Genomic DNA, 17,603 nt, shown 5'->3' with positions numbered 1-17,603 from the left:
AGGAGCCGCGCAGAAGGCACTTCTTTTGGCGCGCGGCCCAAGGAAGCAAACGAAATCCTCGAAGTGAGCCGCAGAACGCGACGTCGCTTGATTCGTGGAGAAATCGGGACCGGGCGGAGCTGTAATACAGCAGCCGCAACCTCCCGGCACCAGGTGTATGGAGGAGGATTCCGATGCATAGTGATTCACCCGTGGTCCTCGAAGCCGCGGCCCAGGTCATCCACGGGCTCTGTCCGCATGCCACCTCCTGGCAGCCGTGGATCGAGATCCTCGCCGCGAACGGTCACCCGGAGAGATGACCGAGCAACCCGGCCCCGCCGAAACAGGGGCCCTTACGCGAAAGAGATGGAAGAACACATTGTCCCGACGTACAACCCGCTGGACCGTCAACCGTGCCAAGGCGGTTCTCCTGCTCGCCGTACCAGGGGTGGTGATCTCGGGCTGCGGCACCTCATCGCCGGTTACCCCGACGACGGCGAGCCCTCCGTCGGACACGTCACCGGTCACGTCGACCCCGACCGGCGTCGCGCCGGGCGCCGGTGAAACCCCGAGCGCCCCCGAGCCCGCCGCGAGTGCCACGTCGCCCGCACCGAGCGCCGAGGAACCCGCCCCGGCTGCCGGGACCCCGGTGACCGTACCGGCCTGCATGGCGGCCGACCTCAAGGTGACTCTCACCGAGCAGCCGCAACGACGCGAGGGCACCAGCCGGATGGCGTTCGTCCAGCTGACGAACGCGTCCAGCCGCACCTGCGACGTGGACGGCTGGCCGGTGATCACACTCGCGAACGCGGCCGACGAAGCGGTGACCGTGCCGTCGAAGAATGTCGCCGAGCCGGGTAAGCCGGTGCCGGTCGACCTGGCCCCGGGTAGGGGTGTGTTCGCCGGCATCAAGTGGACGATCTGCGACAAGGCGGCCGCTGATTGCCCGACCGGCAACACCATCAAGGTCGGGCTCGCGAAGGGTGGGCCCCTGGTGGTTGCGACCCTGGAGGGCTTCCCGAACTCGGAGCAGTCCGGCATCACCGTGAAATCGCTCCAGGTCGGCACACTTCAGCCCAGCAACCAAGGCGTCGTCGCCTGGTGAACAGACCGGCCTGAGTGGGTCATGCGCCTGATCAGGCGGTGGCGGGTTCCTCGGCGCGCCGGGCCCGCTCGGCGAGCGCGTACTCGTCGGTGCGCGCGTCGTAGGCGCGGAACTTCGGAAGCGCGGTCGCCATCAGCGCGACCGCGCCGACGCAGAGGGCTCCGCCCGCTCCCAGGGAGAAGCGCGTCCCGCCCAGTTGGGCCATGAAGCCCGCCCGGGCGTCACCCAGCATCGGGCCCGTCGAGTAGGAGAGCAACTCGATGCCGGCCAGCCGGCCTCGGTACTCGTCGGGGATGGTCTGGTTCCAGATCGTGTGCCGGAACAATCCGCTGACCATGTCCGCGCCGCCCGCGATGGCGAGGAACAGGAAGACCAGCCAGACGTTCGGCATGAAGGCCGCGACCACCACCGCGGCGCCCCAGCCCGACGCGGCCACGATCACCGCGCGGCCGTGGCGGTGGACGTGGTTCGTCCAGCCCGAGGTGAGGGACGCGAGCACCGAGCCCACGCCACCCGCGGCGTAGAGCAGCCCGAGGGCCTTGGGCGCGCGGAGGTCGTCGGCCAGGAAGGGGTACAGCGCGTTCGAACTGGCGAAGGCCATGGCGGCGATGTCGACGAGGTAGGTGCCCATCAGGTCGGCCCGCTTCAGCGCGTACCGCACTCCCTCGACCATCGACCGGAACGAGGCCGGGGTGGCGTCGTCCAGGCGGCTGACCGTGCGCACCCTGACGAGCAGGACCAGGGATATCAGGAACGTCGCCACGTCGACGCCGTACGACGTGGCGGGCCCGAACGAGGCGACGATCAGGCCGCCGGCGGCGGGACCCGCGATCATCGCCGTGTTGCCGATCACTCCCTGGATCGCGAATCCGGCGGTCATCTGGTCGAGCCGGAGCACCCGGTTGATGAGCGCCTGCTCGCTCGGCCCGCGCACGCTGCCGAATCCGGCCGCGAGCGCGCCGACCACGTAGAGCACCCATGCCTGCGGCGCGGGGACGAGCGCGTTGACCAGCAAAAGAACGGAGGTCAGGCAGAGCCCGACCTCCGAGACGATCACGATCTTGCGCCGATCGAGTGCGTCGGCGATGGCCCCGCCCCACAGGCCGCAGACCACCATGGGGATGAACTCGGCCAGGCTCACCAGCCCGACCGCGAGATAGGAGCCGGTGAGCTCCTTCATCTGGTACGGCACGGCCACCATCGTGATGAGCGTGCCGATCTGGGTGACCAGGTTGGACCCGAGAAGAAGGCGGAAGTCCCTGGACTCCCGGAGCGGGCTCAGATCCAGGCGCATCCGGCGGGCGAGGGATCTGAGCGACCGAGCAGGTGTTTCCGACACGATCGTCCATTTTGGCGAACACGCGGGGCGAGGAGCAAACCGCCCGCCGAGTCGAGGAGCAGATCGCCGGCTGAGTCGAGGAGCAGATCGCCGGCTGAGGCGGAGGGATCGAACGCGTGGGGGCGGGGAGCGATCCCCGCGCCCACGCGCGGCCGAGCCGTCAGGCGGGGACCTTGTCGAGGAAGCCGTGCACGCTCTTGATCCGGCCGTCCTCGGCGAGCGCGATGACGTCGAAGCCGATCACGACCGGCTCGGCGGCGCCCGCCGGGCCGAGGTGCCAGGTGAACCTGGCGATGTCGTGGTGGCCGTCCACGCGACCGCCGAGCGTGAACACGAAGCCGGGGAACATCTGCTGGGCGCCGGCGATGACGGCGCCGATGCCCTCGTGCCCGGTGACGGACGTCAGCGGGTCGGTGAGCTCGGCGTCCTCGGTCCACAGGTCGGCGACCGCCTTGGCCCGGGCGTCGGCGTCCGTCTCGTTCCAGGCCGCGATGTACCGCTCGGCCACGCCATTGAAGTCGGTCATGTCTGACTCCTTCATTTCGTTGTCTTAGTGCGACACCCGAAATGTGGCATGAGCCCCGGAAGGCGGTCGATTACGTCGCAGGTAAGGGGTCCTGCCTGCTCCGCCCGCACGGTGGATCGAAATCCCGTCGACCCGGGCCCCTGATCGGGCGGACCATGGTCGCCGTGGAGTACAAGCACGTTCGCGGGCTGGAGTTGTCGCGGCTGTTCTACCGCGATGCGGTGGAGCCGCTGCTGCGACGTCACTTCGGCCGCGTGACGCACACGGCGGCCCTGATCGGAACAGGATCGGAGGTCCTCGGCTTCGACACCGAACGATCCGCCGACCACGACTGGGGGCCACGCCTGCAGCTGTTCCTGGGGCCGGACGACGCCGATCGCCACGGTGAGGCGATCATCGCGATGCTGGCGGAGCGCCTGCCCGGGACGTTCCTCGGGTACCCCACGAACTTCGCCACTGTCGGCCCCAAGGGCACCCGCCACATGCGGGCCACCGAAGGACCCGTCGACCATGGGGTGGTCGTCACCGATCTGCGCGGCTGGCTCACCGGTCACCTCGGCTTCGACCCGCTCGCCGGCGTCACGTTGTTCGACTGGCTGGCCACCTCGTCCCAGGCATTCGCGGAGATCGTCGCCGGCGAGGTGTTCCACGACGGACTCCGCCGGCTGGGGCCGGTCCGGGACCGGCTCGCCTGGTATCCCGACGACGTCTGGCGCCATCTGCTCGCCTGCCAGTGGACGCGCCTGGCAGAGGAGGAGGCATTCGTCGGCCGATGCGGCGAGGTCGGCGACGAACTCGGCTCGGCCGTCGTCTGCGCTCGCCTGGTACGCGACCTGATGCGGCTGTCCCTGCTCATGGGCCGCCGATACCCGCCGTACGGGAAGTGGATCGGCAGCGCGTTCGCCCGGCTGGAGTGCGCCCCTGAGCTCACCCCCGTCCTCGCGGCCGCCCTCGCGGCGACCGGCTGGCGGGACCGCGAACGCCATCTGTCCGCGGCCTACGAGAAGGTCGCGTTCCTGCACAACCGCCTGCGGCTCACCGAGCCCGTCGACCCACGCACCCGGCCGTACCACGACAGGCCGTTTCGGGTCCTGCGCGCCGACCGTTTCGCCGAAGCCCTTCTCTGCACCATCGCCGACCCGGCCGTGCGGGACCTGCCGCTCACGGGCGCCGTTGATCAGTACGCCGACAACACCGGTGTCCTGTGCCACAGGACACGCAGCCGGCGCGTGACCGAGGCCGTCCGCCGCCCGTGACCGGGAGCGACCCCGGCCGGCGGGTGCCGTACCGGGGCCGCCATGAGCAGGGCGTCAGAGCCCGAGCGTCTCCCTGCGGAGGTGGGTCTTGAGGATCTTGCCTCCCGGGTTGCGCGGCAGTTCGGTCTCCCGGAACCAGATCCGGACGGGCACCTTGAACTTCGCGATCCGCTCGGACAGGAACGACTGCAGTTCCTCCACCGTGGCGGTGGCGCCCGGCTTGAGCCGTACCACCGCGCCGACCTGCTCGCCCATCTCGTCGTCGGGAATGCCGATCACGGCGGCGTCGTCGATGGCGGCATGCTCGAACAGGGCGGCCTCGACCTCGGCGCAGTACACGTTCTCGCCACCCCGGATGACCATGTCCTTGGCCCGGTCGACGATGTAGACGAAGCCCTCCTCGTCGACCCGGGCGAGGTCACCTGTGTGGAGCCAGCCGTTCACGAACGTCTCGGCGGTGGCGTCCGGCCGGTTCCAGTAGCCCATGATCACGATGGGCCCGCGGACGCACAGCTCGCCGACCTGGCCGACCGGCACCTCGACGCCCTGCGGGTCGCAGACCTTGATGTCGATGACCGCGGCGGGCAGGCCGATGCTCTCGGGCTTCGCGATGTAATTGCGGCCGCTGTTGTAGACCGCGAGAGCGGTGGTCTCGGTCATGCCGTACCCGTTGCCCGGGGTCCGGTTGGGGAGCAACTCGGTGATGCGCTCGAGCAGCTTGGGCGGTGCGGGCGCTCCGCCGTACGAGATCGCGGTGAGCGACGAGATGTCGTGCTCGCCGAAGTCGGGGTGGGAGAGCAGTTGCCAGGCGTTCGTCGGCACGCCGCTCATCGTGGTGATCTTCTCGCGCTCGATCAGCTCGAGGGCGCGCTTCGGGTCCCACTTGTACATGAGCACCAACTGGCCGCCGGTGAGGAAGGTCGGCATGAGGACGGCGAAGCAGCCGGTCGTGTGGAACAGGGGGACGGTCAGGAGCGTGACGCGGCGCACCGCGGCGGCCTCGGCCGGGTCCTTGCCCCCGAGCGCCACGCTGCTCATGAGCGCGTAGGCGACGGTCATCGGCGCCTGACCGAGGTTGCGGTGACTGCCGAGGGCGCCCTTGGACCGGCCCGTGGTCCCCGAGGTGTAGAAGATGGTGGCCGGGTCGTCCGGCCCGACCTCGACGTCGGGCAGCGTGACGTCCGGGACGACCTCGCCGATCACCTCCGCCCAGTTCGCGTCGTCGGCGCGGGTGACGATCGTGGGCACTCCGCCGCCGGCGAGGCGCTCGGCGCGCTCACCATCGGCTATCAGCAGCTTCGCCCCGGAGTCGGTGAGGCCGTACTCCAGCTCCTGCCGGGTCCACCAGGCGTTCAGCGGGACGGCGACGGCGCCCGCCGCGAGCGTGGCGGAGAAGGCGACGATCCACTCGGGGTAGTTGCGCATGGCGATGGCGACGCGGTCGCCCTTGCGGATGCCGTAGTCGTCCACGAGCCGGTTCGCCAGCGTCGCGGCCAGCAGGAAATGCTCCTCGAAGGTCAGCCGCTGGTCCTCGTAGACGACGAAGGTCTGCTCCCCGTGGAACCGGCTCGTCTCCAGCAGCGCGCGGAAGGTGGCCGGTGCGTGTTTCCACGCGCGGATCGTGGTTCCGGCGACCTGGATCTCTTCCATCTCAAAGAGCTGGCCCGGCGCCGTGAGCTGTGCCTGGACCTGTTCAATCGCTGTCATGCTGGCGTGCTCCCGGGGGTGTAGTTAACCGGAATGTCACAATACCGACCGGCCGGTACGGGGGCCAGAGCCGAAACCGTCCACACTCTGAAACTCAACTTGCATGCTCATGCCCTTCGTTGCATACTCGCTAACAGGCAAGAACATGAGGTTGGTCGCATAGTCATGCAGGGGGCGCGGATGAGAGCGGCGATCGCCGGAGCGAGCGGATACGCGGGGGGCGAGCTGCTCCGCCTGCTCCTCGGGCATCCTCTGGAGATCGGGGCGCTGACCGCGGCATCGAGCGCGGGGAGCCGTCTCGGGCTCCATCAGCCGCACCTGCCCGCCCTCGCGGACCGTGTCATCGAGCCCACCACGATCGACGTGCTGAGCGGCCACGACGTCGTCTTCCTGGCCCTTCCGCACGGGCAGTCGGCCGCCGTCGCCGCCGAACTCGGCGACACCACGCTGGTGGTCGACTGCGGCGCGGACTTCCGGCTCGCCCGTGCGGCCGACTGGGCGGAGTTCTACGGCGGAGCGCACGCAGGCACCTGGCCCTACGGCCTGCCGGAGCTCCCGGGACAACGCGAGTTGTTGCGCGGCACCCGCAGGATCGCCGTTCCCGGCTGTTATCCCACCGCGGTGTCGCTCGCCCTGTTCCCCGCGTTCGGTGCGGGGCTGGTCGAGCCCGACGTCGTGGTGGTCGCCGCGAGTGGAACGTCGGGTGCGGGCCGCTCGCCCAAGGTCCACCTGCTGGCCAGTGAGGTGGCGGGCTCGGTCGGCGCGTACGGCGTCGGCGGCGTCCACCGGCACACGCCCGAGATGGAGCAGAACCTGTCCGCGGTCGCGGGCCGGCCGGTGCGGGTCTCCTTCACACCCACGCTCGCGCCGATGAGCCGCGGCATCCTGGCCACCTGTACGGCTCCCGCCACGCCGGGCCTCACCGCCGCCGCGCTCCGGGAGGCGTACGAGACGGCGGTGAAGGACGAGCCGTTCCTGCGCCTGCTTCCCGAGGGCACCTGGCCCGCCACCGCGATGACCGTGGGCGCCAACACGGCCGTCCTGCAGGTCACCCTCGACGAGCGGGCCGGGCGGGTGATCGCCGTCATCGCCATCGACAACCTCACCAAGGGCACGGCGGGGGGCGCGATCCAGAGCGCCAACCTCGCCCTCGGCCTGGCGGAAGAAGTCGGTCTACCCCTTAACGGAGTCGCCCCATGAGCGCCATGCACCCCACAAGCCCCACAAGCCACACAAGCCACAAAAGCCACCTGAGCCCGATCCACGAAGGGGGAGAGCACGCGTGAGCGTCACCGCGCCTCTCGGCTTCCGCGCCGCGGGAGTGGACGCAGGCATCAAGCGCGGCGACGACCGTGACCTGGCCCTGGTGGTCAACGACGGGCCGTCGCGGGCGGCGGCGGGCGTCTTCACCCGCAACCGCGTCAAGGCGGCGCCGGTGCTCTGGTCGGCACAGGTCGTGAGCGGCGGCCAGGTCAGGGCCGTGGTCCTGAACTCCGGCGGCGCCAACGCGTGCACCGGGCCGCTCGGCTTCCAGGACACCCACGCGACCGCGGAGAAGGTCGCCGCGGTCCTCGGCGACTCGGCGGCCGAGGTGGCCGTGTGCTCCACCGGCCTGATCGGCGAGCGGCTGCCGATGGACGCGCTGATCACTGGAGTCGACGTGGTCGCCGCCCAGCTCTCCCGTGACGGAGGACTGGCCGCGGCCGACGCCATCCGGACGACCGACACCGTCAGCAAGATCTCCTTCCGCCGCGGCGCGGGCGGGTACATGGTCGGCGGCATGGCCAAGGGCGCGGGCATGCTCGCCCCCGCCCTGGCGACCATGCTCTGCGTGCTGACCACCGACGCCGAGATCGGTTCCGAGGACCTCGACAGGGTGTTGCGGGCCGCCACCGCGGTGACCTTCGACCGCCTGGACTCCGACGGATGCATGTCGACCAACGACACCGTGCTGCTGCTCGCCAGCGGCGCCTCCGGCGTCCGGCCCGACCTGGCCGACTTCGAGAAGGTCGTCACCGCGGTCTGCGCCGACCTCGCCCGCCAGCTCCTGGTCGACGCCGAGGGCGCGAGCAAGGCCATCGCGATCGAGGTGGTCGGGGCGGAGTCCGAGACGGACGCGGTGACGGTCGGCCGTGCGGTCTCCCGGTCGAATCTGCTCAAGTGCGCGATCCACGGAGAGGACCCCAACTGGGGCCGGGTCGTCAGTGCGGTCGGGACGACGGACGCGGCGTTCGACCCCGACCGGCTCAACGTGGCGATCAACGGCATCTGGATCTGCCGCGGCGGCGCGGCCGGCGACGATCGGTCCAAGGTCGACCTGCGGCCACGCGACGTGACGATCACCATCGACCTGTCCGCCGGGCCGCACTCCGCGACCGTCCACACCACGGACCTCACGGCGGCGTACGTCCACGAGAACTCGGCGTACTCGTCATGAACGTCAGGACCAACGGAGCCCTGGACAAGGCGCACACGCTGATCGAGGCGCTGCCCTGGCTGGCGCGCTTCCACGGTGCCACCGTCGTCATCAAGTACGGCGGGAACGCGATGACCGAGGAGCACCTGCGCGCGAAGTTCGCCGACGACGTGGTGTTCCTCCGTTATGCCGGGCTGAGGCCCGTCATCGTGCACGGCGGCGGCCCCCAGATCCAGGCGCAGCTCGATCTGCAGGGGATCGACAGCCACTTCGTCTCAGGCCTGCGGGTCACCACCCCCGAGGCCATGCAGGTCGTCAGGATGGTCCTCGTCGGGCAGGTCAACCGGGACGTGGTCGGCCTGATCAACAGGCACGGGCCCTTCGCCGTCGGCATGTCGGGGGAGGACGCCCATCTGTTCACGGCCGAGCGCAAGCACGCCGTCGTCGACGGAGTGAAGATCGACATCGGCCAGGTGGGCGAGATCGTCAGCGTCGACGCGGGAGCCGTCCAGGCGCTGCTCGACGACGGGCGCATCCCGGTCGTGTCGTCGATCGCGCGTGGCGACGACGGCCCTGACGGCCCTGGCGTCTACAACGTGAACGCCGACACGGCCGCCGCGGCGCTCGCCGTCGCCCTGAAGGCGTGCAAGCTGATCGTGCTGACGGACGTCGAGGGACTGTACGCGGACTGGCGGCCCGACTCTCCCGCGCAGGAGGTGATCAGCCGGATCAGGGCATCCGAGCTGGCGGAACTCCTCCCGGCGTTGTCGAGCGGCATGGTGCCCAAGATGGAGGCGTGCCTGACGGCCGTCGAGGGCGGGGTCCCGCAGGCCCACGTGCTCGACGGCCGCATACCGCACGCCCTTCTGCTGGAGGTCTTCACGGACGAGGGCATCGGCACCATGGTCGTCCCCGACTCCGACGGTGGTTCGGGAGCGTCCGGCGCTCTCGAAGGGAGGGACTCGCGGTGAGCCATACCGACGCGCTGCGCAAGCGGTTCGAATCGGCCTTCATGCCCAACTACGGCGTGCCCCCGGTCGCCATCGCGCGCGGCGAAGGCAGCGTGGTGTGGGACGCGGACGGCAGGCCCTACCTCGACCTGATCGGCGGGATCGCGGTCAGCTCGCTCGGCCACGGGCATCCCGCGCTCGTCGAGGCCGTGTCACGGCAGGTGGCGACGCTGGCGCACACGTCGAACCTGTTCCTGCACGAGCCCGAGGTACTGCTCGCGGAGCGGCTCGTCGGCCTGCTGCGCGCGCCCGCCCGCGTGTTCCTGGCCAACTCCGGGACGGAGGCCAACGAGGCGGCGCTGAAACTCGCCATCAAGTACGGCAAGAGCCGCGGGAGGAGCTACTTCGTCGCCGCCGAGATGGGCTTCCACGGCCGGACCCTCGGCGCGTTGTCGCTGACCGGAAAGCCCGCCATCCGCGACCAGTTCGGCCCCTTCCCCATCGACGTCAGGTTCGTGCCGTACGGCGACGCCGACGCGCTCAAGAACGCGGTCACCGACGACTGCGCGGCGGTCTTCCTCGAGCCCACGCAGGGCGAGGCCGGGGTGGTGCCGCCGCCGGACGGCTACTTCCGCGCGGCACGCGAGATCTGCTCGGCGGCGGGCGCGCTGCTGATCGCCGACGAGATCCAGTCGGCCATCGGGCGGACCGGGCACTGGTTCGCCCACCAGGCGGACGGCGTCCTGCCCGACGTCGTGACCCTGGCCAAGGGCCTCGGAGGCGGCATGCCGATCGGGGCGTGCATCGGGATCGGCGAGGCGGGCACGATCTTCGACAAGGGCGACCACGGGTCGACGTTCGGCGGCAACCCGGTGTCGTGCGCCGCGGCCCTCGCCGTGCTCGGCACGATCGAGCGGGACGGCCTGCTGGAGCACGTCACGACCGTCGGCCGCAGGCTCGCCGAGGGGATCGCCGCGGTCGACCACCCGCTCCTCGCCGGGGTGCGGGGCCGCGGGTTGTGGCTGGCGGCCGTGCTCACCGCCGGCCGCTCGGCGCAGGTCCAGGCGGCGGCGCAGGAGGCCGGTTTCCTGGTCAACGCCCTGCAGCCCGACGCCGTACGGCTCGCGCCACCACTCGTGATCACCACATCGGAGGTCGAGTCCTTCCTGGACGCGCTCCCAGGAATTCTGGAGGCCGCCAATGAGTAGCCAGGGCTCGGCGCCGGTCAGGCACTTCCTGCGGGACGACGACCTGTCGCCGGCGGAGCAGGCCCAGGTGCTCGACCTCGCCGAGGCGATGAAGAAGGACAGGTACGGCTACCGCCCTTTCGAGGGGCCGGCGACCGTTGCGGTGTTGTTCGACAAGCCGTCCACGCGGACCCGTGTCTCGTTCGCGGTCGGCGTCGGCGAGCTCGGCGGGCTGCCGCTGATCATCGACGGCGGCGCGTCGCAGATGGGCAGGGGCGAGCCGATCGAGGACACCGCCCGGGTGTTGTCGCGCCAGGCGGCGGCCATCGTCTGGCGGACCTCGGGCCAGGAGCGCATCGAGGCGATGGCCTCGGCCTCGGCCGTGCCGGTGGTGAACGCGCTGACCGACGAGTTCCACCCGTGCCAGATCCTCGCCGACCTGCAGACGATCCGCGAGCATCGGGGTGCGCTGCGCGGGCTCACCATGGCCTACCTGGGTGACGGGGCCAACAACATGGCCCACTCCTACCTGCTCGGCGGCGCGACGGCCGGGATGCACGTGCGGATCGGGGCGCCGCCCGGATACCTTCCCGACGCGCTGATCCTCGACCGGGCGGCCGAGCTCGCCGCGTCGACCGGCGGTTCCGTGACCGCGGTGAGCGATCCGGCGGCGGCGGTCGACGGCGTCCATGTGGTGGCGACGGACACCTGGGTGTCGATGGGCCAGGACGGCAAGGAGGAGCGGATCGCGGCTTTCGGGCCGTTCCAGGTCAACTCCGCGCTGCTGGCCGGGGCGGCTCACGACGCGATCGTGCTGCACTGCCTGCCGGCCTACCGGGGACTGGAGATCACCGCCGACGTCATCGACGGCCCGCGGAGCGTGGTGTGGGACCAGGCGGAGAACCGGCTGCACGCGCAGAAGGCGCTCCTGCAGTGGCTGGTGTCGCGGAGCGGGGAGTCGTCGTGACCATCCCGCTGACCAAGGCCGCGCGCCATGCCCGCATCATCGACCTGCTCACCCGGCACAAGGTCCGCTCGCAGCCGGAGCTGGCCAAGCTCCTGTCGGAGAGCGGCGTGGAGGTGACGCAGGCGACGTTGTCGCGCGACCTCGACGAGTTGGGGGCGCTCAAGCTGCGCGCCGACGACGGGACGCTGGTCTACGCCCTGCCGGGCGAGGGCGGCAGCCGGATTCCGCGCTATCGGGCGGGCAACGTGAACGGCTCCCCGGAGAACCCGGACGCCAGGCTGAGAAGGATCGCGGAGGAGCTCCTGGTGTCGGCGGAGGCGTCCGCCAACCTGGTGATCCTCCGTACACCGCCGGGGGCGGCGCAGTTCCTGGCGTCGGCCGTCGACCACGCGGGCTGGGACTCGATCCTCGGCACGGTGGCGGGGGACGACACGATCCTGGTGATCAGCAGGGATCCGTTAGGCGGAACCGCTCTGGCCGCCGCGCTGCTCAACCTGACCACCCGCCGCCTGAACGGATAACCTCCACGCCCTCTCCTTCCGGCCCCTCCGCCTCCACCGGCCGTGATCATGCACACATTCGTAAAAAGGGCCGCCGACCTGGAACTTCTTGCTTGGTGATCATGCACAGATTCGGGCCTGCCCGTGATGACCAGCACAAACACCAATCGTGATCATGCAAGAGGAGGAGGACGAGAACCATGAAAGTCGTGCTTGCATATTCCGGCGGCCTGGACACCTCCGTCGCCATCCCGTTCCTCGCGGACAGGACCGGCGCCGAGGTCATCGCCGTGGCCGTCGACGTCGGCCAGGGCGGCGAGGACATGAAAGCCGTCCAGCAGCGGGCGCTCGACTGCGGCGCCGTCGAATCCGTCGTCGTGGACGCCCGTGAGGAGTTCGCCCGGGACTTCTGCGTTCCGGCGCTCCAGGCAAACGCGCTCTACATGGACCGCTACCCGCTCGTCAGCGCCCTGTCGCGGCCGCTGATCGTCAAGCACCTGGTGGCGGCCGCCAAGGAGTTCGGCGGAACACACGTCTCGCACGGCTGCACCGGCAAGGGGAACGACCAGGTGCGGTTCGAGGCCGGCCTCGCGGCGCTCGACCCGGAGCTGGAGGTCATCGCCCCGGCCCGCGACTTCGCCTGGACCCGTGACAAGGCGATCGCCTTCGCGGAGGAGAAGGGCCTGCCGATCGACGTCACCAAGAAGTCGCCGTACTCCATCGACCAGAACCTCTGGGGGCGGGCGGTCGAGACCGGCTTCCTCGAGGACATCTGGAACGGCCCCATCGAGGACGTCTACTCCTACACCTCCGATCCGTCGGTCCCGCGTGAGCCCGACAAGGTCGTCATCACCTTCGTGCAGGGCGTGCCGGTGGCGCTCGACGGGCGGGCGCTGTCGCCGTTGGAGATCGTCGCCGAGCTCAACCGGCGCGCGGGCGCGCAGGGCGTCGGCCGGATCGACATGGTCGAGGACCGTCTCGTCGGCATCAAGTCGCGCGAGGTCTACGAGGCCCCCGGCGCGATCGCGCTGATCGCGGCGCACATGGAGCTGGAGAACGTCACCGTGGAGCGCGACCTGGCCCGCTTCAAGCGGTCGGTCGACCAGCGGTGGGGCGAGCTCGTCTACGACGGCCTGTGGTTCTCGCCGCTGAAGAAGTCGCTCGACGCGTTCATCGCCGACGCGCAGCGGCACGTGTCCGGTGAGATCCGGCTGGTCCTGCACGGCGGCAAGGCGGTCGTCACCGGGCGGCGGTCCGACGCCTCTCTCTACGACTTCTCGTTGGCCACCTATGACACCGGTGACGCCTTCGACCAGTCTCTCGCCAAGGGTTTCGTCCAGCTCTGGTCGCTGCCCAGCAAGATCGCCGCCGCGCGGGAGGCCCGGCGGGGCTGAGACTTTCGGGCACGCTCCGGTTCTCATGGGGTACCGGGGCATACGTCGGCTAAGGTCGCGGATGGGCCGACGTGACCTGACGCGCCACGATGCCGCACGACGCGTCACGATCAGCAGGTAAGGCACACGAGGCACGCCCGTGCATGCCGCGGCGAACAGCCCGCGGCGAGGCCGGGGCCGGGACCGCATTGCCGTACGGCAGGCGGATCCCCTCACAGCAGGATGGAATCGGAGGAGGAAGACGGTGGCGGACAACAAGCCGATGCGGCTCTGGGGCGGCAGGTTCGAGGGGGGACCCGCGGACGCGCTCACACGCCTGTCGGTGAGTGTGCAGTTCGACTGGCGGCTCGCGCCGTACGATCTGCTGGCCTCGCGTGCGCACGCCCGCGTCCTGCACCGTGCCGGGCTGCTGACGGGGGAGGAACTCGACCGCATGCTGGGCGCGCTCGACGAGCTGGAAAGCGCCTGCAAGCGGGGCGAATTCCGCCCGACCGTCGCCGACGAGGACGTGCACACGGCCCTGGAACGCGGCCTGCTCGAGCGCCTCGGCTCGCTGGGCGGCAAGCTGCGCGCCGGCCGCAGCCGCAACGACCAGGTCGCCACCGACCTGCGGCTCTATCTGCGCGACCACGTCCGCACGATCGTCTCGCGCCTGGTCGAGCTGGAGACCGCGCTGATGAGCCAGGCCGAGGAGCACGCCGCGACCGCGGCGCCCGGCATGACTCACCTTCAGCACGCGCAGCCCGTGTCCTTCGGCCACCAGTTGCTCGCCCACGTGCACGCCCTGACGCGGGACGTCGACCGGCTGAAGGACTGGGACAAGCGCGCGGCCGTCTCACCCCTCGGCTCCGGCGCGCTGGCGGGTTCGTCCCTGCCGCTCGACCCCGCGGCGGTCGCGGCCGAACTCGGCTTCGACTCCCCGGCGCCGAACTCGATGGACGCCGTCGCGGACCGTGACTTCGCCGCCGAGTTCCTCTTCTGCGCCGCGATGATCGGCGTGCACCTCTCCCGCCTCGGCGAGGAGATCGTGCTCTGGGCCTCCCAGGAGTTCCGCTGGATCGAGGTGGACGACGCCTACTCCACCGGTTCGTCGATCATGCCGCAGAAGAAGAACCCGGACGTCGCGGAGCTGGCCAGGGGCAAGAGCGGCCGGCTGATCGGATCGCTGATGTCCCTGCTCACGACCTTGAAGGGCCTGCCGCTCACCTACAACCGGGACCTGCAGGAGGACAAGGAGCCGGTGTTCGACTCGGTCGACACCCTGCTCCTGGTGCTGCCCGCCGTGTCGGGCATGGTTTCCACGATGCGGGTGAACTCGGCCAAGCTCGAGGCCAGTGCCCCCGAGGGCTTCGCCCTGGCGACCGACCTCGCCGAGTTGCTGGTCCGCCGAGGGGTCGCCTTCCGCGACGCCCACGAGGCCGTCGGTCACCTGGTGGTGTGGTGCCAGGTCAACGACAAGGACCTCGGCGACCTGACCGACGAGGAGCTGGCCAAGGTGTCCCCGCACTTCGCGGCCGGGCCGGCGGAGGCAGCCGACGGCACGCCGGGCGTCCGTGAGGTCCTCAGCGTGCAGGGCGCCCTCGCGGCGCGCAGCGCGTTTGGCGGCACGGCACCCGACCGGGTACGCGACCAGCTCGTCAGCCTGCGCGAGATCGTCGACGGCCAGGCGGCATGGGCGAGCGGCAGCTGACCGGGCCGCCGCCCTCCCTCGCCGGGACGGCGCTGGACCGCGACTTCTTCGACCGGCCGTCCGATCAGGTGGCTCCGGACCTGCTCGGCCGCGTGGTCGTCCATGGGCCCGTGGCCGTGCGGCTGACCGAGGTGGAGGCATACGGCGAGCCCGGCCAGGACCCTCCCGCACACACGTACCGCGGGCGCACGCCCCGCAACGCCGTCATGTTCGGCGAGCCCGGGCATGTCTACGTCTACTTCACCTACGGCATGCATTTCTGCGCCAACCTCGTCTGCCGGCCCGAGGGGGTCGGCTCCGCCGTCCTGATGCGGGCCGGTGAGGTGATCGCCGGAGCCGAGGTCGCCAGAGCGAGGCGCTTCCCCGCGGGTACGGCCGGCGGCGCGGCGAAGAAGATCTCCGATCGGGACCTCGCCAGAGGACCGGCGAGGCTCGCCGTGGCACTCGGGCTGGAACGACAGCACAACGGCCTCGACTGCTGCGACGGCGGGCCGATGCGGGTGCTGGCCGGCGAACCCGCGGATCCCGCGCTCATCGTGGCGGGCCCCCGTACGGGGGTGTCCACCGGAGCCGAGACCCCGTGGCGGTTCTGGATCGACGGCGACCCGACGGTGTCGCCCTACCGGCCACACGCGCCACGCAGGCGGACGTAGTCGCCGGGCGGCATTTGGAGTGGCGATAAGGTTTCGCCTCGTGCAGGCTTGTACGAGGCGAAGCCGTACATCAAAGGCAGCCAGTGCGGCGCCACGCCGTACTCCATCGATGAGCGAGAGCCAGGACCGTGACCGCATCTTCGGGCAATCTCATCCCGACATCTGAGATCGCCGACATCCTCGACGAGCTGGAATGGCGCGACATCATCGCGCAGACCACCGATGCCGACGCGCTGCGTGCGTCGCTGGCCGAGGGTCCGATCACCGTCTATGCGGGCTTCGACCCGACGGCGCCGTCGCTGCATGTGGGCAATCTCGCCACGCTGCTGATCCTGACCCGGTTCCAGCGGGCGGGCCATCGGCCGATCGGCCTGGTCGGCGGGGCGACGGGTCTCATCGGCGACCCGAGCGGCCGCAGCACCGAGCGGGCGCTCAACTCGACGGAGATCGTCGAGGAGTGGTTGTCCCGGATCCGGGTCCAGGTCGAGAAGTTCCTCTCGTTCGAGGAGGGGCCCGCGGCGGCGACGCTGGTGAGCAACCTCGACTGGACCGGCGAGCTGTCGGCGATCGAGTTCCTCCGCGACGTCGGCAAGCACTTCCCGGTCAATCGCATGCTGGCCAGGGAATCCGTGGCCGCGCGGCTGGGCGGCGAAGGGCTGAGCTACACCGAGTTCAGCTACCAGATACTCCAGGCCAACGACTACCTCGAGCTGTACCGCCGGCACGGATGCTCGCTGCAACTGGGCGGCAGCGACCAGTGGGGCAACATCACGGCGGGGGTCGACCTGATCCGCCGCGTCGAGGGAGCTCATGTTCACGCGCTCACCGGCAAGCTGATCACGAAGGCCGACGGCACGAAGTTCGGCAAGACGGCGGGCGGGGCCGTGTGGCTCGATCCGGCCCTCACCTCGCCGTACGCGTTCTACCAGTACTGGCTCAACTCCGACGACCGCGATGTGGTGCGCTTCCTCAAGGTGTTCACCTTCCGGTCTCGGGAGGAGATCGCGGAGCTCGAGCAGTCGGCGAAGGAGCGGCCGGCGGCACGTGAGGCCCAGCGTGCGCTGGCGGAGGACCTGACGACGCTCGTCCACGGCGGCGACGAGCTCGCGCGCGTCATCGCGGCCTCGCGGGCCCTGTTCGGCCAGGGATCGTTGTCCGAGCTCGACGCCAGGACGCTCGAATCGGCGCTGGAGGAGGTGCCGAAGGCGACCGTCGCCTCGCTGGGGGCGCCGTTCGTCGAGTTGCTGGGGGAGAGCGGCCTGGTCGAGTCCAAGTCGGCGGCCCGGCGGGCGGTAAAGGAGGGCGGTGCGTACCTCAACAACGTGAAGATCACGGATGAGGAGTACGTGCCGTCGGCCGACGACCTGCTGCATGGTCGGTTCCTCGTGCTGCGCCGCGGCAAGAGGACCATCGGCGGCGTCGAAGTCGCCTGACAGGCTCTGCACGAGGGTCGCCCCGGGTGTCGATCGACGCCCGGGGCGACCCTTTTGTGGTCAAGAATTCTCGTGGCGCGGGTAACAGTCTTATAGCCGTGCGGGTGACATATGCCGCAATCATGGCCTTGACCTGCGGTTATGTGTCACGAGCCGTGATTTGACGGAAGTCTGGGAGTTGCCTAATGTTTCCTTCGCCCGGGGGACGCGGGACGCCGACAAGGCGGCCAGACGCCCAGGGCAAGCCACTCAGACAAGCAACCGGGTGTGGCCGTCAGGCCGAGTCCGGGTTGATCGTGATGCGTTCGAACCCCCGGGTTTTGACAAGTTGCGGGTAACAATGTAAGTTGGAGTGGTTGCCCCGGAAGCGGGGTGGTCCTCCTCGGGAGGGTGCTGAGGTACAGCGAGGCCGGCAGGCCGTAGCTGCACTAGGCTCCTCGGGGATGGGACAAGCGGAAGTTCAACGCCCTTGATCTCGGGACTCTACTGAGTTTCGGGTGA

General features: G+C 70.1%; 17 protein-coding genes. 14 read left to right on the top strand and 3 right to left on the bottom strand.

Annotated elements, in window-relative coordinates; genetic code table 11:
• The first annotated feature begins 173 nt into the window (after positions 1–173).
• From Psi02_RS40890 to Psi02_RS33370, 3 genes are all read left to right on the top strand, one after another.
• The gene (locus Psi02_RS40890; protein WP_275415321.1) at positions 174–299 is read left to right on the top strand and encodes a hypothetical protein; all 126 of its coding nucleotides are present in this window, start codon (positions 174–176) and stop codon (positions 297–299) included.
• Between the two features lie 46 nt (positions 300–345).
• Entirely contained in the window at positions 346–543 is a 198-nt protein-coding gene (locus Psi02_RS33375) for a hypothetical protein (protein WP_203979851.1), read from the top strand.
• Between the two features lie 103 nt (positions 544–646).
• The gene (locus tag Psi02_RS33370; RefSeq protein ID WP_203979850.1) at positions 647–1,084 is read left to right on the top strand and encodes a DUF4232 domain-containing protein; all 438 of its coding nucleotides are present in this window, start codon (positions 647–649) and stop codon (positions 1,082–1,084) included.
• Positions 1,085–1,115: 31 nt separating this feature from the next.
• On the opposite strand, the gene Psi02_RS33365 is transcribed toward Psi02_RS33370, so the two are convergent.
• On the bottom strand, positions 1,116–2,423 hold the full coding sequence (locus Psi02_RS33365; protein ID WP_239095377.1) for an MFS transporter: 1,308 nt from the start codon (positions 2,421–2,423) through the stop codon (positions 1,116–1,118).
• Between the two features lie 160 nt (positions 2,424–2,583).
• Positions 2,584–2,949: a nuclear transport factor 2 family protein gene (locus Psi02_RS33360; RefSeq protein WP_203979849.1), complete on the bottom strand. Its 366-nt coding sequence runs from the start codon at positions 2,947–2,949 to the stop codon at positions 2,584–2,586.
• Positions 2,950–3,113: 164 nt separating this feature from the next.
• Here Psi02_RS33360 and Psi02_RS33355 point away from each other — a divergent pair, with 164 nt between their 5' ends.
• Entirely contained in the window at positions 3,114–4,205 is a 1,092-nt protein-coding gene (locus Psi02_RS33355; RefSeq protein ID WP_239095376.1) for a DUF4037 domain-containing protein, read from the top strand.
• A 54-nt stretch (positions 4,206–4,259) separates the two neighbouring features.
• Here Psi02_RS33355 and Psi02_RS33350 read toward each other — a convergent pair whose 3' ends face one another.
• Positions 4,260–5,912, bottom strand: a complete 1,653-nt coding sequence (locus tag Psi02_RS33350; RefSeq protein WP_203979847.1) for a class I adenylate-forming enzyme family protein — start codon at positions 5,910–5,912, stop codon at positions 4,260–4,262.
• A gap of 180 nt (positions 5,913–6,092) precedes the next feature.
• On the opposite strand from Psi02_RS33350, the gene argC reads away from it, so the two are divergent.
• From argC to tyrS, 10 genes are all read left to right on the top strand, one after another.
• Positions 6,093–7,112 carry an N-acetyl-gamma-glutamyl-phosphate reductase gene (argC, locus tag Psi02_RS33345; RefSeq protein ID WP_203979846.1) on the top strand — a complete coding sequence of 340 codons (1,020 nt, stop codon included), beginning with the start codon at positions 6,093–6,095 and terminating at the stop codon, positions 7,110–7,112.
• A gap of 82 nt (positions 7,113–7,194) precedes the next feature.
• Positions 7,195–8,349: a bifunctional glutamate N-acetyltransferase/amino-acid acetyltransferase ArgJ gene (gene argJ / locus Psi02_RS33340; protein WP_203979845.1), complete on the top strand. Its 1,155-nt coding sequence runs from the start codon at positions 7,195–7,197 to the stop codon at positions 8,347–8,349.
• On the top strand, positions 8,346–9,299 hold the full coding sequence (argB, locus tag Psi02_RS33335; RefSeq protein WP_203979844.1) for an acetylglutamate kinase: 954 nt from the start codon (positions 8,346–8,348) through the stop codon (positions 9,297–9,299). The genes argJ and argB overlap by 4 nt, the downstream gene beginning before the upstream one ends.
• Positions 9,296–10,486, top strand: a complete 1,191-nt coding sequence (locus Psi02_RS33330) for an acetylornithine transaminase (RefSeq protein ID WP_203979843.1) — start codon at positions 9,296–9,298, stop codon at positions 10,484–10,486. Before argB ends, Psi02_RS33330 begins: the two co-directional genes overlap by 4 nt.
• Positions 10,479–11,432, top strand: a complete 954-nt coding sequence (gene argF / locus Psi02_RS33325) for an ornithine carbamoyltransferase (protein ID WP_203979842.1) — start codon at positions 10,479–10,481, stop codon at positions 11,430–11,432. Before Psi02_RS33330 ends, argF begins: the two co-directional genes overlap by 8 nt.
• Positions 11,429–11,953, top strand: a complete 525-nt coding sequence (locus Psi02_RS33320) for an arginine repressor (protein WP_203979841.1) — start codon at positions 11,429–11,431, stop codon at positions 11,951–11,953. The genes argF and Psi02_RS33320 overlap by 4 nt, the downstream gene beginning before the upstream one ends.
• A gap of 179 nt (positions 11,954–12,132) precedes the next feature.
• Complete coding sequence (locus tag Psi02_RS33315; RefSeq protein WP_203979840.1) at positions 12,133–13,326, top strand: argininosuccinate synthase; 1,194 nt, start codon at positions 12,133–12,135, stop codon at positions 13,324–13,326.
• Between the two features lie 244 nt (positions 13,327–13,570).
• The gene (argH, locus tag Psi02_RS33310) at positions 13,571–15,016 is read left to right on the top strand and encodes an argininosuccinate lyase (protein ID WP_239095375.1); all 1,446 of its coding nucleotides are present in this window, start codon (positions 13,571–13,573) and stop codon (positions 15,014–15,016) included.
• Entirely contained in the window at positions 14,998–15,669 is a 672-nt protein-coding gene (locus tag Psi02_RS33305) for a DNA-3-methyladenine glycosylase (protein ID WP_203979839.1), read from the top strand. The genes argH and Psi02_RS33305 overlap by 19 nt, the downstream gene beginning before the upstream one ends.
• 167 nt (positions 15,670–15,836) lie before the next feature.
• Positions 15,837–17,102: a tyrosine--tRNA ligase gene (tyrS, locus tag Psi02_RS33300; protein WP_203979911.1), complete on the top strand. Its 1,266-nt coding sequence runs from the start codon at positions 15,837–15,839 to the stop codon at positions 17,100–17,102.
• Positions 17,103–17,603: the final 501 nt, after the last annotated feature.

The sequence above is a fragment of the Planotetraspora silvatica genome (assembly GCF_016863315.1).
Lineage (GTDB): Bacteria > Actinomycetota > Actinomycetes > Streptosporangiales > Streptosporangiaceae > Planotetraspora > Planotetraspora silvatica.
Note: the sequence above shows the minus strand (reverse complement) of the source record. Positions and strands in the feature narration are given on the sequence as shown.

What these genes read in the sequence shown, in the direction of transcription:
- Psi02_RS40890 (WP_275415321.1), top strand. Translation starts at nt 174, where the DNA reads ATGCATAGTGATTCACCCGTGGTCCTCGAAGCCGCGGCCCAGGTCATC.
- Psi02_RS33375 (WP_203979851.1), top strand. Translation starts at nt 346, where the DNA reads ATGGAAGAACACATTGTCCCGACGTACAACCCGCTGGACCGTCAACCG.
- Psi02_RS33370 (WP_203979850.1), top strand. Translation starts at nt 647, where the DNA reads ATGGCGGCCGACCTCAAGGTGACTCTCACCGAGCAGCCGCAACGACGC.
- Psi02_RS33360 (WP_203979849.1), bottom strand. Translation starts at nt 2,949, where the DNA reads ATGACCGACTTCAATGGCGTGGCCGAGCGGTACATCGCGGCCTGGAAC.
- Psi02_RS33350 (WP_203979847.1), bottom strand. Translation starts at nt 5,912, where the DNA reads ATGACAGCGATTGAACAGGTCCAGGCACAGCTCACGGCGCCGGGCCAG.
- argC (WP_203979846.1), top strand. Translation starts at nt 6,093, where the DNA reads ATGAGAGCGGCGATCGCCGGAGCGAGCGGATACGCGGGGGGCGAGCTG.
- argB (WP_203979844.1), top strand. Translation starts at nt 8,346, where the DNA reads ATGAACGTCAGGACCAACGGAGCCCTGGACAAGGCGCACACGCTGATC.
- argF (WP_203979842.1), top strand. Translation starts at nt 10,479, where the DNA reads ATGAGTAGCCAGGGCTCGGCGCCGGTCAGGCACTTCCTGCGGGACGAC.
- Psi02_RS33315 (WP_203979840.1), top strand. Translation starts at nt 12,133, where the DNA reads ATGAAAGTCGTGCTTGCATATTCCGGCGGCCTGGACACCTCCGTCGCC.
- Psi02_RS33305 (WP_203979839.1), top strand. Translation starts at nt 14,998, where the DNA reads ATGGGCGAGCGGCAGCTGACCGGGCCGCCGCCCTCCCTCGCCGGGACG.